This is a genomic window from Cyclobacterium xiamenense (assembly GCF_009467825.1).
Lineage (GTDB): Bacteria > Bacteroidota > Bacteroidia > Cytophagales > Cyclobacteriaceae > Cyclobacterium > Cyclobacterium xiamenense.
Map to the genome: position 1 here is coordinate 159,527 of NZ_WIOK01000005.1, position 22,897 is coordinate 182,423.

At 45.5% G+C, this 22,897-nt stretch carries 17 protein-coding genes; 15 read left to right on the forward strand and 2 right to left on the reverse strand.

The window, feature by feature from the left end:
* Positions 1-164: 164 nt before the first annotated feature.
* From GCU44_RS05545 to GCU44_RS05585, 9 genes are all read left to right on the forward strand, one after another.
* Positions 165-563, forward strand: a complete 399-nt coding sequence (locus GCU44_RS05545) for an arsenate reductase family protein (protein ID WP_154854908.1) — start codon at positions 165-167, stop codon at positions 561-563.
* 170 nt (positions 564-733) lie between these two features.
* Positions 734-2,170: a sulfatase gene (locus tag GCU44_RS05550; RefSeq protein ID WP_154854911.1), complete on the forward strand. Its 1,437-nt coding sequence runs from the start codon at positions 734-736 to the stop codon at positions 2,168-2,170.
* 153 nt (positions 2,171-2,323) lie between these two features.
* Complete coding sequence (locus GCU44_RS05555; protein WP_394366469.1) at positions 2,324-3,283, forward strand: ThuA domain-containing protein; 960 nt, start codon at positions 2,324-2,326, stop codon at positions 3,281-3,283.
* A gap of 144 nt (positions 3,284-3,427) precedes the next feature.
* Positions 3,428-3,901: a DEAD/DEAH box helicase gene (locus GCU44_RS05560; RefSeq protein WP_241684850.1), complete on the forward strand. Its 474-nt coding sequence runs from the start codon at positions 3,428-3,430 to the stop codon at positions 3,899-3,901.
* 261 nt (positions 3,902-4,162) lie between these two features.
* Entirely contained in the window at positions 4,163-4,789 is a 627-nt protein-coding gene (locus GCU44_RS05565) for an RNA polymerase sigma factor (protein ID WP_154854916.1), read from the forward strand.
* A 31-nt stretch (positions 4,790-4,820) separates the two neighbouring features.
* Entirely contained in the window at positions 4,821-5,855 is a 1,035-nt protein-coding gene (locus tag GCU44_RS05570) for a FecR family protein (RefSeq protein ID WP_154854919.1), read from the forward strand.
* 128 nt (positions 5,856-5,983) lie between these two features.
* On the forward strand, positions 5,984-9,367 hold the full coding sequence (locus GCU44_RS05575) for a SusC/RagA family TonB-linked outer membrane protein (RefSeq protein WP_161993897.1): 3,384 nt from the start codon (positions 5,984-5,986) through the stop codon (positions 9,365-9,367).
* 13 nt (positions 9,368-9,380) lie between these two features.
* Positions 9,381-10,913 carry a RagB/SusD family nutrient uptake outer membrane protein gene (locus GCU44_RS05580; protein ID WP_154854924.1) on the forward strand — a complete coding sequence of 511 codons (1,533 nt, stop codon included), beginning with the start codon at positions 9,381-9,383 and terminating at the stop codon, positions 10,911-10,913.
* 182 nt (positions 10,914-11,095) lie between these two features.
* Positions 11,096-12,229, forward strand: coding sequence for a DEAD/DEAH box helicase (locus GCU44_RS05585; RefSeq protein WP_154855030.1), 1,134 nt, complete (start codon positions 11,096-11,098; stop codon positions 12,227-12,229).
* Positions 12,230-12,413: 184 nt separating this feature from the next.
* On the opposite strand, the gene GCU44_RS05590 is transcribed toward GCU44_RS05585, so the two are convergent.
* The gene (locus tag GCU44_RS05590) at positions 12,414-13,733 is read right to left on the reverse strand and encodes a Gfo/Idh/MocA family protein (protein WP_154854926.1); all 1,320 of its coding nucleotides are present in this window, start codon (positions 13,731-13,733) and stop codon (positions 12,414-12,416) included.
* A 36-nt stretch (positions 13,734-13,769) separates the two neighbouring features.
* Positions 13,770-14,816: an amidohydrolase family protein gene (locus GCU44_RS05595; protein ID WP_154854928.1), complete on the reverse strand. Its 1,047-nt coding sequence runs from the start codon at positions 14,814-14,816 to the stop codon at positions 13,770-13,772.
* 33 nt (positions 14,817-14,849) lie between these two features.
* Here GCU44_RS05595 and GCU44_RS05600 point away from each other — a divergent pair, with 33 nt between their 5' ends.
* The 6 genes from GCU44_RS05600 (at position 14,850) to GCU44_RS23460 (ending at position 22,826) form a co-directional block, all read left to right on the forward strand.
* Positions 14,850-15,245, forward strand: coding sequence for a hypothetical protein (locus GCU44_RS05600; RefSeq protein WP_154854930.1), 396 nt, complete (start codon positions 14,850-14,852; stop codon positions 15,243-15,245).
* A gap of 86 nt (positions 15,246-15,331) precedes the next feature.
* The gene (locus tag GCU44_RS05605; RefSeq protein ID WP_154854932.1) at positions 15,332-15,928 is read left to right on the forward strand and encodes an RNA polymerase sigma factor; all 597 of its coding nucleotides are present in this window, start codon (positions 15,332-15,334) and stop codon (positions 15,926-15,928) included.
* Between the two features lie 76 nt (positions 15,929-16,004).
* Positions 16,005-17,099 carry a FecR family protein gene (locus GCU44_RS05610; RefSeq protein ID WP_154854934.1) on the forward strand — a complete coding sequence of 365 codons (1,095 nt, stop codon included), beginning with the start codon at positions 16,005-16,007 and terminating at the stop codon, positions 17,097-17,099.
* A 147-nt stretch (positions 17,100-17,246) separates the two neighbouring features.
* Positions 17,247-20,570 carry a SusC/RagA family TonB-linked outer membrane protein gene (locus GCU44_RS05615; protein ID WP_161993898.1) on the forward strand — a complete coding sequence of 1,108 codons (3,324 nt, stop codon included), beginning with the start codon at positions 17,247-17,249 and terminating at the stop codon, positions 20,568-20,570.
* A 30-nt stretch (positions 20,571-20,600) separates the two neighbouring features.
* Positions 20,601-22,403, forward strand: a complete 1,803-nt coding sequence (locus GCU44_RS05620) for a RagB/SusD family nutrient uptake outer membrane protein (protein ID WP_154854938.1) — start codon at positions 20,601-20,603, stop codon at positions 22,401-22,403.
* A gap of 234 nt (positions 22,404-22,637) precedes the next feature.
* Positions 22,638-22,826, forward strand: coding sequence for a DUF1961 family protein (locus GCU44_RS23460; protein WP_394366470.1), 189 nt, complete (start codon positions 22,638-22,640; stop codon positions 22,824-22,826).
* The last annotated feature ends 71 nt before the right edge of the window (positions 22,827-22,897 follow it).

Here is a 22,897-nt window from a genome sequence, read left to right on the forward strand (position 1 = left end):
GGGACCGAGGTCGTTCTCATTCGTTGCTATAAAATAGAAATTTGAGCGGTTTGGGGATAAATAATTCGGCAACCAAAAAAAGATGACCGAAAATACTGGCATCATTTATGGTTGACATTCATGCAATTGATTCCATTTTTTAGATTTCTAAAATTAGTAAAACCATGTTTGAATTGGAGAAAAACGAAATCAAATTTCTTTATAACGGTAAAAAGTTGGAAGACAGGGAAGCCTATGCGTATGCTTTGACGCTACATAAGCATGTAATCAATGAATTGGATGTCTCAAAAAATGATTTGACCCCAACCCAGATTTTAGAGTTGGCCAAAAAACTTAACAAACGGATAATCGATCTCTTCGACAAGAAATCTGAGCATTTCAAAGCAAAGATTCAAGGAAAAGATATGGATGAAACCGATCTGTTGACGGTATTGATTAAGGAGAAATCGACTTTGAAAACCCCTATTTTGATTTCAGCGAATGGGGCATCGGTTTTAGAATATCCAAGGGATACCATTAAGGTAGACATGGTATTCAATGAAATAAATGGAAAAGATTCCTGAACTCCCTATTTCGGATCGTTTAGAATAGAAAAATTGGCTTTCCTAACCTTTAATTCTGTTTTTAACCTGGAATGAAATTTAATTTTTTCCTGAAAAGGCATTTTTCTTTATTTCCTAAGTTTTTTGATGAAAATAATTTTTACTTTTTGCATTGATTTGACACGTACGAAATGAAAGCCCAAATTATCAGTTGTTTAGTAGCTTTATTTTTGAATTTGTCCTCTCCTGAGGAGGCAAAAGGGCAGACTGTTGGAGGAAAACGTACGCCACCAAATATCGTACTCATCCTTGCCGACGATCTTGGCTGGATGGATGTGGGGTTTAATGGGGCCGAATTTTACGAAACGCCCAATATCGACCAACTCGCTTCCGAGGGAATGGTTTTCACCCGATTTTACCCTTCGGCTGCTAATTGTGCCCCTACGCGGGCGAGTTTGTTGACCGGTATGTACTCGCCACGTCATCAGGTGTATGTTCCGCAGGGTTTGTCCAGGGGGGGCGATGTTTCGAAGATGCGGTTCAAAGTGCCCACTCAGGGCCAAAACTCCACGTTCAATACAATCCCGGTGAGCATCAATACGGTTTCACCGGAATTTGAATCACTGGCTGAAATGCTTAAAAAGGCGAACTATGTATCCGCCCGGCTTGGAAAATGGCATATTGGGGACGATAATCAGGGTTTCGACGTGTTATCCGCAGCGGGTGAAATTGGGGAAATCACCAATTATTGCGGAAACGAAAAGCGCTACTACAACGATGATCATGTGGCAGAAAGGCTGACCGATGCGGCGCTCCATTTTATTGAAGAAAATAAAGAACATCCGTTTTTTCTTTATCTCAGTCATTGGGAGGTTCACACCCCACTCGTAGCAAGACAGGACCGGATAACCTACTACAGAAACAAGCTCAAAGGCGGGTCAGCCAAAAAGTACGATCCGGTATATGCAGCAGAGGTGGAGCAGATAGACATAAGTGTAGGCAGGGTTCTGAACAGATTAAAAGAGTTGAATCTGGAAGAAAACACCGTTGTGATCGTCACCTCGGATAATGGGGGGCTTTCATCGGTTACGGACAATGCTCCCTTACGGGCGGGGAAAGGCACTTTTTACGAAGGGGGAATCCGGGTACCGTTTTGTATTAAATGGCCGGGTGTAACCCAAGCCGGTTCGAAATCCGACATTCCCGTAACGGGTGTTGATTTTATGCCCACGTTTGCAGAAATCGCCTCGGCGGAGTTGCCGCAAAACCAGCCGGTGGACGGTGATTCCTTTGTACCAATTCTTAAAGGAGAGCCATTCGACAGGGATCGTTCACTTTTTTTCCATTTTCCGCTTTACCTGGGAGGTAGTGTGGAGGTATTGCCAGCTTTCGATGGAACCAAAAATTTCTGGCGTGCGGTACCCTCTTCGGTAATCATGGCTGGCGATTGGAAATTGATTTATTATTACGAATACGATCGCTATGAACTGTTTAATCTGAGAACGGATAGTTCAGAGCAAGACGACCTTTCTGGCAGCGAAACCGGAATGGCACTAAAACTGTTGGAAAAACTTAGAAATTGGGTAGCAGCCGTACATGCTCCGGTGCCCAGTGTTTTAAATAAGTAACTTTACCCTATAAATAGCCAAGTGGAACGGTTTTAATCAAGATTTCTTTATTCCAAAAAATCCAAAACGTACCCTATGAAATTCCTGTCTTATCTTGTACTGTGCTTGCTTTCAATAAATTTTAGTGTCCATGCCGTTGCTAAAAGCTTCTGGATGGAGAATGGGAGCTCAACCATACGTCATCATGAATTGAGAGAAAAAGCCCCTTTAAAAGCGTTGATCGTTGACGGTCAGAATAACCATGAGGTTTGGCCAAAAGCTACGCTAATGATGAAGCAGTACCTGGAAGAAACGGGGCTTTTTCGGGTAGATATTTACAGAACAAGGTTTACCTGGAGAGCAGAAAGGGAAAGGAAGTACTTGCCATTGGCGGGACTGAGCGCAACCACAGAGCTGGAAACCCCGCAGCATGATCCGGATTTCACCCCCGAATTCAAAAATTATGACCTGGTGATTTCCAACTTTGGCTGGAAGGCCGCAGATTGGCCGGAGGAAACACAAAAAGCCTTCGAAGAATACATGTCCTCCGGCGGAGGCTTTGTCTCCTTTCACGCTGCAAACAATTCTTTTCCAGACTGGCTGGAATACAATAAAATGATTGGCCTGGGAGGCTGGGGTGACCGTACTGAAAAAGATGGACCTTATGTGTATTATACGAATGAGGGCGAGCTGGTACGAGATCCTTCACCGGGGAAAGGCGGTGCCCATGGACCTAGCCATATTTTTCCCATCACCATTCGTGAGAAAGATCATCCCATCACCAGGGGAATGCCGAAAGTATGGCTAACCACCAAGGATGAATGCTATTCTCAATTGCGTGGACCGGCCGAGAACATGACGGTACTGGCTACCGGTAAGGATGTTTCAGGCAAAGCGCCTACTGACCGGCACGAACCCATGCTGATGGTGTTGGACTACGGCAAAGGGCGGGTATTTCATACCACGCTGGGGCACGATGATTTTTCAATCGAAAGCGTTGGTTTTATCACGTCATTTTTAAGAGGAGCGGAATGGGCGGCAACAGGAAAGGTTACTCAACCCATACCAGATGATTTTCCTACGGCAGAAAATTCCACCAGCAGGAAATTTACGTTGAAATTTGATAATCAATAAAATCAACTAGAAGCCTGAGGTTTTCGTATTCTCTTCTTTAAAGGAATCAGCCTGCCGATTGCCGTTTGGCTTATCATACATTCGGAACCTGTTGGCTTTCGATGTATTCGGTAATACACCGATACTAAAGAATACTACCTACCTTTGGCCAAAAATGTATCCATGGGCTTTACCGATCTCGGTCTTTCAACACCACTACAGGAAGCAATAAGCAAGGCAAAATACGAAAATCCCTTTCCCGTTCAGATCCAGGCGATACCTGCGATCTTGAAAAAGAAGGACCTTTGGGCCCTGGCGCCCACCGGATCTGGAAAAACGGCTGCCTATGTATTGCCGATCCTGGAAATGTTTCAGGGGAAAACTGCTGTAAAAAGTAGGGCTGTCGCTGTGCTGGTGCTGGTCCCTACCCGGGAATTGGCCATTCAGGTTGATCAAACGGTAAAAACCTTTACGAACGGCTTGCCAAGGAAGGTAAAATCCATGGCGGTGTATGGTGGGGTGTCCATCAATCCCCAAATGATACACCTGTACGGAACCGACATCCTGATCGGGACCCCCGGTCGCTTAAGGAAACCATGGGACCCAACCCCGATCCATGGCAGACGGACAGTCGGGTGATTTAAGGACCTATATTTCATAGTTTTTTTTCGAAAATAGTAATTTCCACTATGTTTTTATTGTTGTATGTCATCCTTTTTTAAAATAATCATTGGTATATTAACGTATATTGGTGAGTATTTTTATTATATTTTTTTATATTAACTACAATCAAAATTTTATTCTGATACAAAATTTTTTAACAAAATAAAAAATTATGTGGGGTCGTTTTTATTGTTTTTTTCTCTTTATATTAGAAAGCCAACCTAAAATCTAAACCCAATGAAACCCACATCCAAAGAAGCTTCCGGGCGGGAACTTCCGTTTTCCTCGTTTCCCCATAGCGAACCCATTCATCACTTTCATACCAAAACCGACGAGGAAATCTGGATGGCGTTGAATGCAGGCAGCGAGTTGGCTTTTAATTATTTATATAGAATCCATATTGGTCTCATGTTCCGTTACGGTTGCCAAATTTCCACAGACAAGGGGCTCGTGAAGGATTGCATTCAAAATGTCTTCATACAGCTGCGCAAAAAAAGGGGGGATCTAACCAATGTGAAAAATTGCAAGGCGTACCTGTTTACCTGCCTGAAAAACGAAATACGAAAGAAAATCCGGGAATCCAATAGAGTGTATGTAGGTGTGAAGGAAGAGGAGGGGTTTCCGATTTCACTTTCACACGAGGCCATTTTAATACAGAAGGAGCAAGAATGCGAAAAAGTGCAGCAAGTTCAGGAAGCATTGAATCAGCTTACTACCCGGCAAAGGCAAGCCCTCCTATTATTGTACGTGGAGGGAATGAGTTATCAGGAAATTGCACAGGCTATGGACTTTAACGAAGTGAAATCTGCCAGAAAGTTGGTTTACCGTGCCTTATCCTCGATAAGAGTCCTTTTAAAAAAATAGGGGTTGGTTAAAAACGTGATGTAACGGAAAAATGAAATACAGCGAATACGATATTGTAGATTTCCTAATGGATGAGTTCTTCATTCAATGGATCAAAAACCCCAATCAAAATAACTGTCATTTTTGGGAGAAATGGATTCGGGAAAATCCAGATAAGCGAGCTATAGTGCTAAAAGCCGCTTCGCTTATTCGATCGGTGAAATACCGGGAAGAACCCGAAATCGGCAACGCCGCTTACGTAGAGATTTTTGAAAACAGCATCAAGTCCGATAACGACAACTGTGAGGACACTTCGGCAAAGGAAAAGTCCCTGCCGTTTTTTAAGTTCAAGAACATGGTCGCGTTGATTTTATTTGGTTTTTGTGCGTCCATGATATACGTGCAGATATTTTATGAGGCAGGTACGGTTGCGAGCAGCGAAATAAACGAAGAGTGGATTACCAGGGCGGTACCGAAGGGAAAGAAATCCATTGTTACACTGTCAGATGGCACCCGTGTGTTTCTGAATGCCGAAAGTGAACTGACCTATCCGAAAAACCATTCCGGCGAACAGCGCTGGGCGAAATTAAAGGGTGAAGCATTTTTCGAAGTAAAAAAGGATCCAAAGCGATTTAGGGTGCTAACCAAAGGCTCCGAAATCGACGTTCTTGGCACCTCTTTCAATGTGAAGGAAGAAGGACAGGGTCTTGAAATTGCCTTGGTTAGCGGTAAGGTGCGCGTGAGAAACAGCCAGGGAAACCAGGTGGAATTAGCGCCGCTAGAGATGGTCAAGGTAGACGCAAGTGGCATATCTGAAAAAAGGGGATTTGACCTTTTAGCAATTACCGGGTGGAAAGACAGAATATTGGTTTTTCAGTCTGATAATTTAGAGCAGGTGGTTGGTAAACTTGAAAAATGGTACGGTATCGACCTGGTTTTTTCTGGAAAGGTATCGGATCACTGGAATTACTCCGGTACGTATCATAACGAAAACCTGGAAAATGTACTGAAAGGTATTTCGCTTACTTCGGGTCTTAGGTATCGGATAGAAGAAAATCGTGTCTTGCTTTACAACGACAACCAATAAAGCCTATGTGGAATTTAGATTCAGGATAGCCAAAGGACAGTCCCCTTTCTGGGGAGATGCGGGGACTGTCCAAACTGCCTTTTTCAGGCAACCATTCAAGCGATCTTACACTTAAATCAATCAATATTATGAAAAATAATATACAGAGGCAACTCATGACCTTTTCAAAACGAATGTTCCATGGTTTTCTGATTCAAATGATAGGCTGTTCGCTGTTATTGGCGAATACAGGAAACGCACAACGGAAAACAATAGATAAAGTACGAATAGCGGTTTCTGGAGACACGCAGTCATTGATTACGTTTTTCAAAACAGTAGAAGCAGCAACCCCTTTTCGGTTTACCTATAATAGTGATTTTGTGGACCTGAGCCAGCAGGTGGCGTTGACGAAGAAAAGACCGACCATCTATGATGCATTGGGGGAAATCTCCCGGCAAACCGACCTAAAATTTGTACAGGTAAATGAAAACATCCATGTGAAAATGGAATCCAATCGAGAAGCCGCTGCGGTTTCCATTGAGGATCAACCGGTGCTCGACGTATCTGGTCGTGTGGTTGACAGTGAGGGAGAGCCGTTGCCAGGAGTTACGATCACGGTGTTGGGTACGAACGTGGGTACCGTTACCGACCTAAATGGAAATTATTCCCTGTCGGTGAAGGAGGGAGCCGCCTTGGTTTTTTCCTTTATTGGATTTGAGTCTCAAACCATTCAGGTTTCCAACCAGTCCATTTTGGACGTTACCTTAAATGAGGACGTTGCCTCGCTGGAAGAGGTGATTGTTGTAGGGTACGGAACTCAAAAGAAGGCTAATATGACAGGGGCGGTTGCCACGGTTGGAGGAGATGAGATTATCAAGCGCCCCTTAAACAATGTTGCCGGGTTATTGCAGGGAAAAGTGGCAGGATTGCAGGTGTCTTCTCATTCCGGAAAGCCAGGTAGTGAAAATAATTCACTAAGAATCAGAGGCCTGGGCACATTTAGTGCCGCCGGAAGCGAGCCGCTTGTGCTGATAAACGGGATAGCCGGAGACATGACCAACCTAGATCCCAATGATGTGGAATCCGTATCTGTTTTAAAAGATGCTGCTTCCAGTGCCATTTATGGTGCTCGGGCTGCCAATGGGGTAATTCTGATTACCACCAAGAGAGGGCAGGAAGGATCGCTTTCCATTGACATTCATAGCAATGTGCAGGTTCACCAACCCACCCGTTTACCGGAACTGTTGAGCAATTCGGCCGATTACATGATGTACTGGAATCAGGGAAGGGCTAGGGCCGGAGGTCAGGCACCTTATTTCAGTCAGGAAGAAATTGATGCCTACCGAAACAATCCAAACGACCCGATCAATTATCCCAATTTTGATTGGATTGATCATTCATTCAGAACCGCTGTTGCCAATATGCAATCGATTAGGGTAAGCGGTGGTAATGAAAAGACTTCGGTAGGTTTGTCTCTAGGATATTTTGACCAACCTGGCTTAACTAGCCTATATGAATTCAAAAAATACAATGCCAGGCTTACCGTTGACTCTAAAATTAATGATTGGATTTCGGTAGGAGGAGATATTCAGCTGGTCAACAAAGATATTCAACGAAGTAACTGGGATAACGGTAACGTGGATTATCAAATTCTGGCCATATATGGCGCTGGCCCCAATTATACGCCTACCATGACCCTGCCCGACGGTTCTACCGGATACGTAGCAAGGTACAGTTCAAATATTGGGGAGTGGACCGTAAGGAATCCGGATGCACAAGATGCTAGTGGCATTCAAACGGACATCAATTATAACGTATTGCCTCAGTTTTATGTGGAGATCAAACCTATGGAACATTTGACTTGGTACACGAAAGGGGCTGTTTCTTACGATAACCGTGCCCTTAAAAATCATGAAACACCTGTGGATAATTATTTTTTCGAGGACGGTTCTTATGCGCATAATAACTCCACCTGGCAATTGGGGGTAAGGGAAACCTGGAATACCGGTTTGTGGACCACCTTTTATTCCACCCTTAATTACCGGCGGCTTTTCAATGAAACGCATAATATTAATATATTGGCCGGATACAATCAGGAATACAGCTCCAATCGTCAGCTAAGGGGATCAAGAGTGCATTTTCCAACCAATGTTCTGAAAGAATTGGATGCCGGAGCGCCTTTGGACCAAACCACCGGAGGATATTTGCAGGAATGGGCTATCATGTCGTTTTTTGGTCGTGCCATGTACGATTATAACGAGAAATACCTGGTGGAAGCCAATATTCGCTACGATGGAACTTCCAGGATTTCTCCCGATAACCGCTGGGGAGTGTTTCCTTCCATGTCAGCAGGATGGAGGATTTCACAGGAACCGTTTTTGCAGCAGAACGCCTGGATAGATAATCTCAAAATCAGGGGATCTTGGGGACAGCTGGGTAATCAAAATGTAGGGCTTTATCCTTTTCAGGAAGTTTTGACCACCACCTCTTACCCTTTCAATACCGCCCATCCCGGTGCTTTTGTCAACCGATTGGTGGATCCCAATTTGAGATGGGAAACCACCACCATGACTGACATAGGAATCGATCTTTCCATGAAAGAGGGATTAATTAATGTTACCTTCGATTGGTTTGACAAGGTTACGGATGACATTCTATACAATGTACCGATACCGGCGAGTGTAGGACTTTCTCCGCCCACAGTAAATTATGGCAAAATGAGAAATACTGGCATCGAGCTGGAACTGAGCTCCATGAAGCAATTCGGTGATTTTGGCTATAATATTAGTGCCAATTTCTCTACTTTCAGAAATGAAGTATTGAGGATATTGTCACCTGTTTATGGAAGTAGGTATACGATTCAGGAGGGGCTTCCTTTTAACTCTCATTTTATGGTGGAATGGGATGGTATTTTCCAGAATGAAGAAGAAATTGCGAACAGTCCCCAGCATCAGTTTAACCCCAAGCCAGGTGACTTGAAGTTTGTGGATCAAAATGACGATGGAGTAATCAACGCCGACGATCGCGTTGTTATGGATGGAGCCTATCCCCGGTTTCATTACGGAAGTACAATCAATCTTTCCTGGAAAAATTTTGATTTAAATGCCTTTTTCCAAGGTTTGGAAGGCTATAAGCAGAGTACTCAGGGCTTATCATGGGGTTTGGTACCTTATATTCAGGGATCTCCTCCTCCTGTAGATTTCATTGAAAACATGTGGACTGGTGAGGGTTCTACCAATGCCCATCCCGCCATGTATATCTCCGGTTATGCTCCGGTGACCGGTACCCGGAATTCTTATTGGTTGATGGATGCCTCTTACTTTAGGTTAAAAAACCTTGCTATTGGTTATAACCTTCCTTCCCGGATAAGTGAGCAAATCGGGTTAAAGTTTGCCAGGCTTTACATGTCAGGCGATAATTTGTTTACCATTACCGATTGGCCGGGATCTGATCCTGAAAGGGCCAATACCCACTGGTTTCAGGCCTATCCTCAGATCACCAGTTACACTTTAGGCCTAAAAGTCACGCTTTAAATACTAACTCATTATGAAATACGTCAAAAATTTATATGTCAACAACTTCCTTATTGGAGTTGTCGTGTTGTTTGCGGTATCATGTACGGATTTTTTAGAAAGGAATCCGACTACACAAATTTCCGGCCCCACTTTCTGGGATTCACAGAAGGATGCCGATTTGGCTTTAGCGGGGGTATATTCCAGGCTCAATAGCAATACCTTTAATCATGAAGGTGTTTATGATCTGGCCATTATGGCAGGCGATGCGAATGAAGGAGGTCAAAGTCTGGGAGCGGCTTCAACCGGAACTTTTGCTACGGGTATAATGGAAGCGGTTTCCGGCGGGCTCTTAGCTAATATTTACAATCAATGTTACCAAGGTATCGCTACCTGTAATTATTTTTTAGAGAACATCGAAAGAGTGAATATGCCAATGGAAAGGATCACCCGGTACGAAGGAGAAGTTCTCTTTTTACGTGCTTTCTTCTATTTTACCCTCGCGGATTTTTATGGAGGTGTACCCCTCTATACTTCTACCGTGTCGGCTGAAGAAGCAAAAGTGCCAAAAAGCACCAGGGACCAGGTCATTGACCAGGTTTTGGCTGATTTGGATGTGGCCATTTCCAGTCTTCCCAATACAGATTACAGTTCAAGCGGACATGCGGTAAAAGGTTCTGCCCTGGCCTTAAAAAGTAGGGTACATTTATATGAGTCCGATTGGGCGGCTGCGGCTCAAGCTGCATCCCAGGTAATGACTGAAGGCCAGTTTAGCTTGTACCAAGACCAATGGCAGGACCTGTTCCTGGCGAAAGGTCAAAGCAACAATCCTGAAATCATGTTTTCAACAAAATACCTGAACCCGGATAATTTCAGCAACCAAGATATCAGGATCCTATGGCATGGGAGATGGAATCCCAGAACAGAATTACGGGATGCTTTTGAAACTGTCGATGGCCTGCCTATCTCGGAATCTCCTTTATATGACCCTGATAACTGGAAACTGAACAGGGATCCCCGATTGGGAAAAACCATGAGGGCATTTGAAGACCCGGCTGTCAAAGAATCAGGTGAAGTAGTGGAATTTGCCTATAACGGTGTTTCCATGACCGGACTAGTGCCTGCCAAGGGGGGCAATGTGGAGACCCTGCCAATCGATTATTCCACCAAAAGTGAGCAGGATTGGGTATTGATCCGATATGCAGAAGTGTTGCTTAATTTTGCGGAAGCTACCAACGAACTGAACGGCCCCACCCAAGCCGTCTATGATGCGGTGAACGCTGTCAGAACTCGTGAAAGCGTGGGTATGCCTACGCTCCCAGATGGCCTGACCCAGGATGAAATGAGGGACAGAATCCGAAATGAAAGAAGGGTGGAATTTGCCTTTGAAGGCATGCGGTACCGGGACATCAAAAGGTGGCGGCTCGCCGAAGAATACATTCCCACTTTGGTGGAACCCGGTTCTGGTGTCAGAAGGGCATTTGATCCGGCTAAACATTACCTTTTTCCATTTCCCCAGTCCGAAATCGATATCAATCCCGCATTGGAACAAAACCCGGGCTATTGATTGAATCTGAAAATTGAGCAAAAAACATGAAAACCTTAGGCTTTCATGTTTTTTGCTTTAAAGGAAATCGGAGTCACAATTGCCGTTTGGTTGATTTCCATTCCGAACCAGTCGCCATTCCAACTATCCGGCCAAACACCGATCCTAATAAATAATACTTACCTTTGGCCAAAAATGTATCCATGGGCTTTACCGATCTCGGTCTTTCAACACCACTACAGGAAGCAATAAGCAAGGCAAAATACGAAAATCCCTTTCCCATTCAGATCCAGGCGATACCTGCCATTCTAAAAAAGAGAGACATTTGGGGCCTGGCTCCAACAGGATCTGGAAAAACGGCTGCCTATGTATTGCCGATCCTGGAAATGTTTCAGGGGAAAACTGCTGTAAAAAGTAGGGCTGTCGCTGTGCTGGTGCTGGTCCCTACCCGGGAATTGGCCATTCAGGTTGATCAAACGGTAAAAACCTTTACGAACGGCTTGCCAAGGAAGGTAAAATCCATGGCGGTGTATGGTGGGGTGTCCATCAATCCCCAAATGATACACCTGTACGGAACCGACATCCTGATCGGGACCCCCGGTCGCTTGCTGGATTTGCTTTCAAAAAAGGCCGTGGACTTGTCCGCATTGGAAATACTGGTTTTGGACGAGGCCGACAAAATGCTGAACCTGGGCTTTAAGGAAGAAGTGGATGAAATCTTGTCCGGATTGCCCAAAAAACGGCAGAACATCCTTTTTTCTGCGACGACGGAGGAGTCAGTAGCCAGCTTATCAGCCAACCTGCTTTACCAACCGGTTCGGATAGAAATCGGGCAAGATACCGTTTCCCCTGCTCAAATCAAGCAATCGGCCTATTTGGTCACGCCCGAAAACAAGGGGCCTTTATTGCGGTTTCTAATCAGCGAGGGAAACTGGACCCAGGTGTTGGTTTTTGCCAGTTCCAAACGGGCGGCAGATAACCTCGCCGCCAAATTAAAAAAACACGGAATACAGGCCCAGTCTTTTCATGGGGATAAAAGTCAGGCGGCCCGGACGGAATCGCTTCGGAATTTTAAACAGGGAAACCTACGGGTTTTGGTGGCCACCGACCTCGCCTCCCGGGGTATCGATATCCAGTTTTTACCCCATGTGGTTAATTACGAATTGCCTCGTTCCCCAAAGGATTACATTCACCGCATCGGTCGGACAGGCAGGGCGGGTTCAGAGGGAGAGGCCATTTCCCTGATATCGGAGGAAGACGCGCATCATTTCAAGGTCATTCAGAAAAAAATGAAACGAATGGTCGAACTGATTGATTCAAAAAACCTGGGTTTTTGATACGTCAAAACGTGGCTATAGTAGAAGTACGAATGTTTTCCATCAAAGTACCGATTCAATCCACTACGGGGTTGGAAAACGAGATGGTTGATTTTGTCCACGGGTTGTCCCCCTTGGTTGGTCTTGTTACAGACCTGCAGACTTAGTTTTTCAATAATCGATTAATTATTTTAGGGAATCTTTTTCAGGAATAAAGTGGGGTTCTTGTTTCCCACTTTCCTTTGGTAAAATCAGGAAAATCCACCGGTCTGCTTTTGTCAGCTACGGAGGTTCCGGTAAGCGGAATAATGGCAGCACTGGTTACCGAATCGTACACGTCCCAGTCCGGCTGTTTATTTTCCTGCAAGGCAAGTACCAGTCGGTGCCAGTTGATTGGCGTTTGGGTCATGCCTCCACTGCCATGTCCGCGGATGGCTCCTCCTTTGCGTTCGGGAGGAGCGTAGTTTTTCACAATTTCATGTGCATATTCTTCCAGATACGGCGCTGCGGGTTCCCATTGATGTTCCCTGGGACTTCTACCTTCAATATAAATTCGCTGGGCATCCCTTTCCTTTAAATAAATTCCCTTTGAGCCCTGAAGTCGGAAACTTTCCCGGGGGTGGGGGGTATGCGTGTCGTGGTTAAGGGTGACCATTTTCCCCTTTACGGTTCGGATAAGTGAGGCATTGTAATCCCCTAGCGCCATCTCTTTCGTCGCATACGGATGTTTTTCTCCGTACTGGGCTTTGGCATATTCATTGAGCATTCCCGATTTCGTACTCATGGAGACCAGGTAGTCAAACCGGTCCCCATGGTTGATATCCAGCACCGGCATCATGTTTCTCATGGGATGGTCGGGGTAGAGATTGCCGTTTTTATCGATGGCGGGCTGCAATCTCCACGGTTCTTCTTCGGGATTAAACTTCACCATCCTCAGGTCATGTATGTAGCCACTTTCTACATGGAGGATATCCCCTAATAATCCTTTTCGCACCATATTCAACATGGTTAGGTCTCCAAAACCACCCAATACGATACTGGCCCACTTACCGGTGCTTTCAAAGGTTTCTACCAATTCCCATGCTTCTTCCAGTGTCTGGGCAATGGGCACTTCGCAAGCCGCATGTTTTCCATTTCTCATGGCCGCCAGACATACCGGAGCATGGGTGTCCCAGGGGGTGGCGCAAATCACGGCGTCCAGCTCTTCCTCCTCGCATAACCGAATAAAATCTGTTGGTCCCTTATCGTAAAGCCTGGGGCTCGGTTGACCGGATTCCTCAATCCACCGTTTGGCCTGGTACAGGTTTTTGGGATCGATGTCACAAATGGCAGGGATTTCTACCCCGGTAATTCCAAGTGCAGTGTCCAGGTGGTAAGAGCCTCTACCCCCAATACCCACAAAACCCAGTCTCAGATTCCGTTTGAGACCCAAAGCCATCGATTGATTGGATAGTAAGCCTGTTGTAATACCTCCCAGTGCTAGCGTTGAAAGCTTTAGGAAATTTCTGCGGTCAAGATTATTCATCGTAATTTTTATTTGAAATGTAACACGTCGTGAAGTCTACTGGAGGATCCCCGGATACCATTTTTCGGCATTGTACCGGTAAATTTTATCTACCACCGTCTTGGGCAATTTCAATCCCTTGAAGGTACCGGTGACTTTTGGTACCTGCATTTCCTGGTCCCCGGTAAAAAATTGCCAATGTCGTAACCAAACCTGATGGGCATGTTCCGAAATCTCTTCCGGTTCCGTTAATCCCTTCGCCTGTATGTCCGATGCACCGGCGCGCAAATCCGTTCCATAGAGGAGTCGGTCCTGGTAGGTAATGATGAAGTCGCGCACCCCTTCCCAATCGGTGACAGCCTGGTGTTGCAGGTGAGAGATGCGTTCGGCCATATCCACCGCCATATTGGGAAAGGAATCCAGCCTCTTTGCCAGTTCATACACGTCGTATTCCAGGCTTCCCAAATGGGCTCCAACAAATCTCAGATCGGGATTATTGGCCAGCAGTTGATCCCGGGCAGCAATCTGTTCCTCATAGGAGGGAAGATCGGGAAAATTATACATGTGGTACTTGGGGTTTTCCCGAAAATAATCCCGGTCGCCTTGTACCGTCATTTCCTCCAGTGGCAGCCAGGTATTTTTTGGTTCGCCCAGGTGGCCCAACAGGGTAATTTTTTTTTCCACCAACAGCTGCAGGATGGAATCAAAGGCAGGATCGGTAATCATTACCAACTCGCCTTTTTCATTTTTCAGCTCCATGCCTATATTTTTCCATACCTTTACTGCTATGGCCCCCTTGGCAATTGATTTTTCCAAATAGTCCAGGGTTTTCCTTTCCCAATCGTTGTTGGTAAATCCCTCCAGTGAAAAGGTCGTGCCATAGGTGACGATATCCGGATATTGGCCGATGAGTTTCAACGAAAAATTTTCTTGCGCTTCCGGCGTGAGTTTTGGAGAGGTATACACACTTACGTTCAGCAGTCTAAACTTATCCCGGGCTGCCTGACGTATAAAGACGGTATCGAAATCCGTTCTTAGGTGTACATGGGCATCGATTTTTTCTATTCGGTCAAAATCTTCCAGGGAATAGTAGCTTTCTTCCATGGTTTCAGGCGTTTCATGATTGCTTTTCGGTGATTGACAGCAGAAGGCGAGGGTGAAAAGACAGAAAGAAAAAATAAATGGTTTGCCTATTTTGGTCATTGTTTTCATGGTTTTCGAAGGATTGTGGTAACGGCTTTTTTTCGGTTCTGTTCCCTTTACTGTAGGATCGGACGAGGAAGTTTATCCCTGGTTTGGTATAATTTTAGAGAATTTATGGGTGAAAAGAAAGGACTGGCACTTATTTATGAGGGGATTGCAGCGTTCGCCCTGCCGCAAGGTATGCTGTTTATGGCGCAAAATGAGAAAACTGGATCGGGTTGTCTGAAAATACTCCGCTACAAAAAAAACGGTAGTGAATGGATTATTTTGATGGCAACAGGGCCATTCCTTCTTTTGATCGTACGTCGGTTACTTCCGGTTAGCGAATAAATGGGTTTTTGTGAATAAGATTTGTTAATTTTTCAAATTATACCGATTATTAGAAATTCAACTAGTAATAACCCAAAATATCCATTGTGAAATCCGAGGCAAACATAATTTCCTTTACCGACTACGATGGGCTTTGGCTATTGTTGCAAAAAGGAGATAGAAAGGGTTTGGAAGGTTTGTACCGGGCATTTGCCCATGAACTTTTTGTGTATGGATTGACTTTGGCAAACGATACCGATTTTGTGCAGGACTGCATACAGGAAGTCTTTATAGATTTGTGGAAGTACCACGATACCCTGGGAAAGGCAGCAAATGTGAAGGCATATCTCTTTCGATCGCTGTCCCATAAACTTTACCGAGAAAGCAAAAAGAGATCCAAATGGAAAACGGAAGCGCTTCTGGAAAACACACTACCCGTTAGACTAGAAAGTTTCGAAAGTGAACAGGCCGGCATACAGCGTGAGCACTATCTTCAGGTAAAATTGGCCGGTAGTTTGGAAAAACTCCCTTTTCGGCAAAAGCAAGTCATACAGTTGCTATTCTTTGAACAGTTTTCTTACGAAGAAGTGTCCAAAATGATGGGAATCAATTTGCGTTCCGTGTATACCCTTGCCTGGAAGGCGCTTAGCAGTTTGAAGAAGCTACTGATTACGCTTGGATTGGTACTTCATCTCTTCCTGTAAAAAAAATCAAAAATATTTCGCTTTCGGGGGATAACTTTTTACCCGATACGTCTCTAGTAGACGAACACCGGTTGTTATGTGTAAGCGAAGTTATAAAACAGAAGATTTTGTATTGGACCCCGAGTTCCAAAAATGGGTAGTGTCACCCGATACGGGTACCAAATCCTATTGGGAGGCGTATCTTCGGGAAAATCCTGAAAAACACGCAGAAATCGTGATGGCTCGGAAACTGGTGCTACACCTGTCGAGAAATGTACGAATGGTAGACGATTCCCGTATTGAACAGGCTTGGGGAAACATCGATCATGCGCTAAACGAAATTCAACAGGGGTATTCCGACAAAAAGGTCATTCCGTTAGACTCCTCCAGTACGCTCAGGCAATTTGAGAAAAAGAAGGTGTCCAGTCAGCGCCGCTTCCCGCAATTTTACCGATTGGTAGGGATTCTGCTTTTGGCATTTTCGGTGTCTTTTTTGATTAATTTTTACTTTCCTCAGCCGGTCCCAAAGATAGCCGAGGTTCCGGTAATCTATGAAGAGCACGTTACTCCCCCGGGAGTAAAATCCAACCTGACCTTGCAAGATGGCTCCAAAGTGATTCTTAACTCTGGGAGTTCGCTCCGGTATATCAAAAATTTCGAAACCCATCAGCGCATTGTGGAGTTGCGGGGCGAGGCATTTTTTGATGTAGCAAAAGAAACCGAACGGCCATTCACTGTCAGAACGGGACCTGTTTCCACTACAGCATTGGGTACCTCATTTAACATCAAAGCGTACGAGAACGAATCCATGAATATCTCGCTGCTTACGGGTAGGGTGCGTGTAAAGCGCGATTCGGTTCTTTCCCAGCCGGTTGATTTGCAAAAAGGAGAAGGGGTGGAAATTGATTTAAAAAAATTGGGGATGAAACGAGTAATTTTTGATCAGGACCGGGTCCTGGCATGGACCAAAAAAACGATTGTCTTTGACCACAGCCCCATGTGGGAGATAAAACGGGTGTTGGAAAACTGGTACGGTGTTTCCATTCGATTTTCCAATTCACCCCACCCGAATCTGGAAGTTTCGGGCCGGTTTCAGGACCAAACCCTGAAAAACGTATTGGAGGGGCTGAGCTACTCGGCTCGTTTTGAGTTTACCATCGAGAAAGACCGGGTAACGCTGGTTTTTAACTAAGTACTGCCTATGAAGAAAAAATAAGAGTCAAAAAGGAAAGGGGACCTACCTGCGTCAACAAGTAAGTCCCCGAATTTAAGCGGAATGCGGGACGGCCATCCCTCATCCGACAACTGTTTATTTATGCAAAACAAACGCTGTAAAGATATGAAAAAATGCCTACTAAAGCATGTGATCTACATGACGAAATTATTTACGCTCGCCTTCACCCTACAATGCCTCAGCATGAGCTTATTGCTTGCCTGGAACGGCAATGCACAGGTGAAAAGTATCGAAGAAGTACCAGTACACCTTTCGTTAACCGAGGTAAAGGTGGAAGAAGCCTTTAAAGAATTGGAACGCATCACGGAGTTCAATTTTGTATATGCCAGTAGGGAAGTCCGGGACAGTCCATTGGTGTCAGTCACTAGTGAGGGGGAGAGCCTCTACGAACTTTTACTTTCCATTTCCAGTCAGTCCGATTTGCGATTTAAACAAGTGGACGGAAACATTCACGTAAAAAAATCCGATGAGGAAGCGGTAGTTCCCCTTGTTTTACTGGCAGCTAGTACCGTTTCCGGCAAGGTGACCGACGAAAACGGGGAGCCACTGCCGGGGGCAACCGTGACGGTACTTGGAACGACCTCGGGAACCGTGTCTGATTTGGACGGAAACTATTCCCTTACGGTGGAGGAAGGGGCAACCCTGGTCTTTTCTTACATTGGATACGTGGCGCAGCGCATTACAGTAGGCAATCAAACTACTATCGATATCAGTTTGGCGCCGGATGCCTCGGCACTGGAGGAGGTCGTGGTCGTGGGATACGGTGAGGTAAAGAAAAGCGACTTAACGGGAGCGGTGGGCTCTGTAAATTCAGAGGACATCATCCGGCAAAATCCTGTACAGGCGGCAAAGGCACTGCAAGGTCAGGTAGCTGGAGTAAATGTGAACAAAATCAATTCCCGCCCAGGCGCTGATTATACCATTGATATACGGGGGCTGCAATCTATTGGCTTCAGCAACGAACCGTTGGTTGTAATTGATGGTGTCATGGGAGGGAGATTGAATACCTTAAATCCCAGTGATATCGCCTCCATGGATGTATTAAAAGATGCCTCCTCCTCCGCGATATACGGTGCCAGGGGTGCAAACGGCGTGATCATTATTACAACGAAGAAGGGGGTTCAAGGGAAAACAAAAGTGACGTATGAAGGGTACGCAGGGGTGAAAACCCCGGCTTTTTTGCCTGATTTGATGAATGCACAGGAATTTTACACGGCCTATAACGATGTCGTCCTGGCAGAAAACCCGAATGCCCAGGTGATTTGGACAACGGCCCAATTGGAAAATGTGCAAAACGGTAGGTCGGTTAATTGGGTGGATCAGGTTACTGACCCTTCCCTCCAAACCAGTCATGTGATTGCTCTTTCCGGAGGGAATGAGAATACCACCCATTATTTTTCGGCGGGTTACTTGAATGAAAAAGGCAATGTACTCCATACCGGTTTCGAAAGGTTTAACCTAAAAGGAAGTGCCGACAGCAAATTAAACGAGGTGGTAAAAGTGGGATTTAATACCTACTATACGTATAGTATTCTGAATACCGGTTCGTTTGAGACGTTGAGAAACGCTTACCGGGCAAGGCCAACGGGTACCATATACTACGATGATTTGACTAACCCTACGGAAACGAACGATAAAAATGTAGATGGCTATGCCTTCTGGATGGGAATCAAAGACACACAGGTCAACAACCCCCTGACGGAGGTAGCTGCCAAAAACTTCCAGGACGAAACGCGCGTTTCCAGCTTTTTAGGGAATGCCTACGTGGAATTGACTCCTTTTGAAGGCCTTAGCTTTCGGTCTTCCATGTCGGCTTCTGTATTTAATAGCCGAAGGGGCGAATTCCGTGGTTCCGATTCCAAAAGCAGGTTAAACCGACTTCCAAGTGCCGGAAATGACTTTACGTTTAATGGTTCCTACACCTGGGACAATATTTTGAATTACAAGTTAAAGACCGGAATGCACGATTTTAATTTTACAGCCGTGCAAAGTGCACTTCAAGAAAGGTTTGAAACTTCTCGCATTCGGGTCGAAAACCTGGCCTATAATTCAAGCTTTTATGCCCTAAATACGGCGGCGCAGATCAATGGTGTGGCGAGTGACCTGGTGGAACGATCCATTTTGTCGTATATGGGTAGATTCAATTACATCTTTAATGAAAAGTACCTGTTTACCCTTACGGGTAGGTACGATGGCTCCTCCGTCCTGGCAGAAGGCAACCAATGGGCGTTTTTCCCTTCTGCGGCCATCGCTTACCGGATTGGAGACGAGGCCTTTATTCAGAACATGAATTTATTCTCCGATTTGAAAATCCGGCTAAGTTATGGACGGGTAGGAAATGACGTGGTAGCCCCGTATAGCACACAGGCATATCTAAACCGGACCGCATACGATTTTGACGGAAACCCCGCCTTTGGCTATGCTCCCAGGAATATCGGAAACTCAGAATTGAGATGGGAGAACAGTGAAGAATTTAACTTGGGCATCAATATGGGTTTTCTGGAAAACAGAATCAATGCAGAAGTTGAGCTTTATTCGAAAGAAACCAATGATTTGATTCAAAACGTGGCCATCCCAACTTCCCTTGGTTTTGGAGCCGTGACGTCCAATGTGGGCAAGTTGCTTAACCGGGGAATTGAAGTGACCGTCAACTCAGTAAATGTGCAAACCCAACATTTCAGGTGGAATACCACCATTAATTTTTCATCCAATCACAACGAAATTCTCGAGTTGTATGGAGGTACGGTGCAAGCGGATATTGCCAACCGACTTTTTGTAGGACATTCCCTACGATCCAATTATTACTATGAATTTGATGGAATATGGCAGTTGGATGAAGCAGAAGAGGCGCTGGCTTACGGGCAGGTACCCGGTTCTGTGAAAGTAGTGGACCAAAACAACGATGGGTTGATCTCCTCTTCGGAAGGAATCGACGATCGGGTCATTCTGGGAAATCAGTTGCCGAAATGGATGGCTGGTTTCAATAATATGTTTACCTATAAGGAATGGGATCTATCCGTTTTCGTCTACACCCGTCAGGGAGTCCAGTTTCGAAACAGTTTGCTTCAGGGAACGATGGGAGACCTGACTAGTAATCGATACAACCGGTTGAACCTAAACTATTGGACGGAAAACAATCCCACGAACGACTACTACGGCGTCTGGCAAAACAACCCCTTTCGGGAAGCCATTCAATACAAAGACGCCAGCTTTTGGCGTATATCAAACGTGACCCTGGGCTATACCTTTCCTGCTACTGTACTTAATAGTATTAAATTCAGCAACTTAAGGTTGTATGGTCAAGCCAATAATCTTTTCGTTTTCACCAGAGAAAAAAATACATGGATGGATCCGGAATTCAACTCCGGTACCTATCAAGATGATGTACCGCATTCCATTTTCCAATTTGGGGTAAGTGCATCCTTTTAATGTTCCGCTGTTCCCTAAACTAGTAAAAAAATGAAAAAATATAACCTTCCCCATGCCCTCCTGTTTTTGATGCTGATTTTCAGTACCACAGGATGTCAGGATTTTCTTAAAGAAGAATCCATTTCCAACATTACCACCGATTCCTATGTGACCACCGAAGCAGGCTATGAAGATTTGATAAAATCCTGTTACCCGCTTTTACGGGATTTTATCCTACAGTATCCCATCGCCTTGCCGGGAACCGACCTATTCCAAAACGGGTTATGGACGGAAAAAGCGGTGGGACAGGGACCAGCCCTGGATACCTACCTAAACATCACCTCAGAAACCTTTATTGGCCCCTGGGATATCTTTTACCGGGAAATCGGTCGAACCAATGCGGCCATCAGCAGGGCTGAGAACGTGAACTATGCCAATCCCGCCCGTAAAGCGGCAAGGGTAGGAGAGGCAAAGTTTTTGCGGGCCCTGACTTATTTTTACCTGGTTCAGACCTGGGGAGATGTACCCATGCCTTTGGAAGAGACCATTACGGCCAATACCAACGTCGTAAGGGAATCGGCTGCTTCCGTATACAGCCAAATTATCAAAGACCTAACCGAAGCCGAGGCCGATCTTCCGGAGATAGCCAGCGATTACGGCAGGGCGACCAAAGGGGCTGCCCAGTTTTTGTTGGCGAAGGTTTATTTGACGCGTGGGTGGAATTATGACAATTCGCTGGGCGGGAGCCCCGATGATTTTGACAAGGCATTGGACTACGCCGACAAAGTAATCGAAGCCTATCCGTTAGTGGATGCGTACAAGGAGCTTTTCCCGATCCGTTCTGAAAATCCATTGACCCAATATTCCGGACCTCAGGATGCGAAAAACAGCGAAGTGGTATTTGCCATTCAGTTCAACAACGATGTCCTTACCAATGCCATGGAGGGAAATGGCCGGGAACCGGGGAATTATTACCATTCCATTTTTCCGGGTAACGGAGAACTGGTGGGAAGCAACGGGAGAACGAGCGATTATAACCGGCACCTGGGTCAAAACGAGCCCACGCCTTCCGTTTACCGATTGTTTGATCCGCATGTAGACAGTCGGTATGCCCATAATTTTCTGCGGGTGATTTATGCCCTTCAGCCGGTAAGCAATTTCTCCTATAGTTTTGACGACCCAAGCCTGACGGTAAGCTACGATGTAGGAGATACGGTGGCGTATTGGACACCCTGGAATCAGCCAGCATTTGGGGCGGAAAAGGGTATTGACGAAGGGGGTACCAAAAAGTATGCGGTCATGAACCACGAACAGATAATCAGCGGTGAGGCCATTTCCAGACTTACGGCATTCAGACCCACGATGTGGAAGTTCTGGGAGCCAAATATTCCTTATGGAGACGGGCACGGAACCTTTGACTTTGCCTTGTTCCGATCTGCTGAAGCCTATCTGTTGGCTGCCGAAGCCATCGTCAAAGGAGCTACCGGCGGCGCTCTGGGTGGCGCGGAAGTCTACTACAATCGCGTATTGGACCGGGCGGTAGGCGCAGGAGTGGATCCCCAAAAAGCCAAGTTTCCAGAGATACTTAGTTCCCTGGAAACCGAATCCTACCGGGCCACAGCGGCGACTATTTCCATCGACATGATTTTGGACGAAAGCGCCCGGGAATTAATGGGTGAATTCAACCGATGGTTTGATCTTAAACGGACGGGAACGTTGTTGGAACGAACAAAAAAATACAATTTCTGGACCAAGGCAAATGGAGCCTTATCCGAGATACACCTGGTTCGGCCCATTCCACAGCACGAAATAGACCGAACCCAGCCGCCTCTCCAACAAAACCCCGGATATTAACCGTACGGAACTGCAGTAAAACGGGAAACTTTTGGTTTCCCGTTTTCATTGAGCATTTTACTCGGGCGTATCTAGAGGTAGCGAAGTAGCATGGAAAAAATGCCTGAGTCGAATTTGAAAAACAAAAGTTTCACAAAAATAGGTTCGATTAAGGGAGATTTCCCATCTTAGGAAAAACAGTGGTTTTCGTCTGATTCAGCAATTGGAGCCGGGAATTCCGGTTTTATCAAAAAAATCCATACGCTCAGATTGGAAAAAGAGGATTCCAGCATTCGCATGTTCATTGACGGTAGAAAAATCATCGATTGGACAGATGATGGGGGACGAGGTCCGGTTTTACAAGACGGTAAAATAGGTTTCAGGCAAATGCAATGGACCCATTTTCGGTATAGAAACTTTACAGTATGGGAGCTACCCAAATAAAGATCCGCTTAATTATTGCTGAATCAGGCCGAAAAAACAAAACCTACAGGATGCTTTCTACCTTCGGGTGC

Coding starts and splice junctions, on each gene's coding strand:
- GCU44_RS05565 (WP_154854916.1), top strand. CDS start 4,163: ATGAAACCCACATCCAAAGAAGCTTCCGGGCGGGAACTTCCGTTTTCC.
- GCU44_RS05545 (WP_154854908.1), top strand. CDS start 165: ATGTTTGAATTGGAGAAAAACGAAATCAAATTTCTTTATAACGGTAAA.
- GCU44_RS05620 (WP_154854938.1), top strand. CDS start 20,601: ATGAAAAAATATAACCTTCCCCATGCCCTCCTGTTTTTGATGCTGATT.
- GCU44_RS05610 (WP_154854934.1), top strand. CDS start 16,005: ATGTGTAAGCGAAGTTATAAAACAGAAGATTTTGTATTGGACCCCGAG.
- GCU44_RS05575 (WP_161993897.1), top strand. CDS start 5,984: ATGAAAAATAATATACAGAGGCAACTCATGACCTTTTCAAAACGAATG.
- GCU44_RS05550 (WP_154854911.1), top strand. CDS start 734: ATGAAAGCCCAAATTATCAGTTGTTTAGTAGCTTTATTTTTGAATTTG.
- GCU44_RS05585 (WP_154855030.1), top strand. CDS start 11,096: ATGGGCTTTACCGATCTCGGTCTTTCAACACCACTACAGGAAGCAATA.
- GCU44_RS05615 (WP_161993898.1), top strand. CDS start 17,247: ATGAAAAAATGCCTACTAAAGCATGTGATCTACATGACGAAATTATTT.
- GCU44_RS05555 (WP_394366469.1), top strand. CDS start 2,324: ATGGAGAATGGGAGCTCAACCATACGTCATCATGAATTGAGAGAAAAA.
- GCU44_RS05590 (WP_154854926.1), bottom strand. CDS start 13,733: ATGAATAATCTTGACCGCAGAAATTTCCTAAAGCTTTCAACGCTAGCA.
- GCU44_RS05570 (WP_154854919.1), top strand. CDS start 4,821: ATGAAATACAGCGAATACGATATTGTAGATTTCCTAATGGATGAGTTC.
- GCU44_RS05580 (WP_154854924.1), top strand. CDS start 9,381: ATGAAATACGTCAAAAATTTATATGTCAACAACTTCCTTATTGGAGTT.
- GCU44_RS05595 (WP_154854928.1), bottom strand. CDS start 14,816: ATGGAAGAAAGCTACTATTCCCTGGAAGATTTTGACCGAATAGAAAAA.